The following is a 1,623-nucleotide window of genomic DNA, read 5'->3' on the forward strand; positions in this document are numbered from 1 at the left end:
TTCAGGTATGCTCTGTTCAGCTTCTGAATTAGGTGTCGAACCAGGAAAATCTCCCGGAATATTAATTTTAGAAGAAGATACGGCTTTAGGAGAAGATATAAGAAAAATAATAAAATTTGATGATACAATATTTGATTTTGAAATACACTCCAATCGTCCTGATTTAATGAGTATAATTGGGATAGCCAGAGAAGTAGGAGCGATTACTAATCACAAACTTAAGATGCCTGAAATAAAGATAAAAGAAGAGGGGGAGAAAATTGAAAAAGATATTACAGTTAAAATTAAAGCAGAAGATTTGTGCCCTCGCTATACTGGACGAATAATAAAAGGGATTAAAGTAGAAGAATCACCTTTATGGTTAAAATGGAAATTAAAATTATTAGGAATAAGGGCAATAAATAATATAGTAGACATTACTAATTTTGTAATGATGGAAACCGGACAACCACTTCATGCCTTTGATCTTGATTTAATTAAAGGGAAAACTATTCTAGTTCGAAGAAGTAAACCAGGTGAAACTATTTTTACCTTAGATAATGTGGAGAGACAGTTGCCTGCCAATAGTTTAGTTATTGCTGATATAGAAGAACCTATAGCGATTGCGGGAATAATGGGAGGAAAGCATTCTGAGATTAATCAGAATACAAAAAATATATTTTTAGAATCAGCCTATTTTAATCCACTTAATAATCGAAAAAGTACTATAAAATATGGTTTAAGAACTGAAGCCTCGAATAGGTTCGAAAAGGGAATAGATAAAGAAGTGCAAATATTTGCCTTAGATCGAGCTATTGATTTAATAAATAAGATTACCTCTGGTAAAATTAGTTCAGGTACCATTGATACTAATAAAAAATTATTCAACCCCAGTAAGATAAATTTAAGAATAGGAAGAGTTAATAAAATATTGGGTCATCTTTTAGAGGAAGATGAATTAAAAACCAAGAAACGGATTATCAATATTTTAGAAAAATTAGATTTTTATATAGAAAAAGACCAGGGAGAATATATTGAGATAATTCCTCCTTCGTTTAGAGGGGATGTAGAAAGAGAAATAGATTTAATAGAAGAAATTGCCCGTATTTATGGTTATGATAAAATTAAACCTTCTATGTTTCAGACTACTATTGCCCAAGAAGGAAAAAATTTCCGACTTAAAGTAATTGATCAAATAAGAGAAATATTAATTGGTTGTGGTTTAAATGAAGTAATCACTTATAGTTTTATTTCTCCTGATACATTTGATAAAATAAGAATACCGGAAGAGAGTAAATTGCGTAATGCTCTAAAAATAAAAAATCCTATACTGAAAGATTATTCTTTAATGCGTACTTCTATAATTTCAAGTTTGTTGGAAGTAGTAAAATGGAATACTAATCGGCAAGCAGAGGTAGTTAAAATATTTGAAGTAGGTAAAATATATCTACCCTATGCCAGTAAAATAAATTCTTTACCTAAGGAAAAAATAATAATCACTGGGGTGATTACCAAGATAGGCCGCGGAGACCTTTGGGAAAAATCATTTTCTTTGGATATTTTTAATGTCAAAGGTATAATTGAAGTAATTCTTCAGGATTTAAAGGTGAAAAATTGGGAGGTAGTCCCAGGTAATCACCCCAC

The 1,623-nt window shown here is 30.6% G+C and carries 1 protein-coding gene; it reads left to right on the forward strand.

Features of this window, described 5'->3' with window-relative positions; translation table 11 throughout:
* On the forward strand, nt 1-1,623 hold a 1,623-nt coding region (pheT, locus tag COZ07_RS02660; RefSeq protein ID WP_406607047.1), incomplete at both ends, for a phenylalanine--tRNA ligase subunit beta.

This window comes from Candidatus Infernicultor aquiphilus, from assembly GCF_002784285.1.
Lineage (GTDB): Bacteria > Atribacterota > Phoenicimicrobiia > Phoenicimicrobiales > Phoenicimicrobiaceae > Infernicultor > Infernicultor aquiphilus.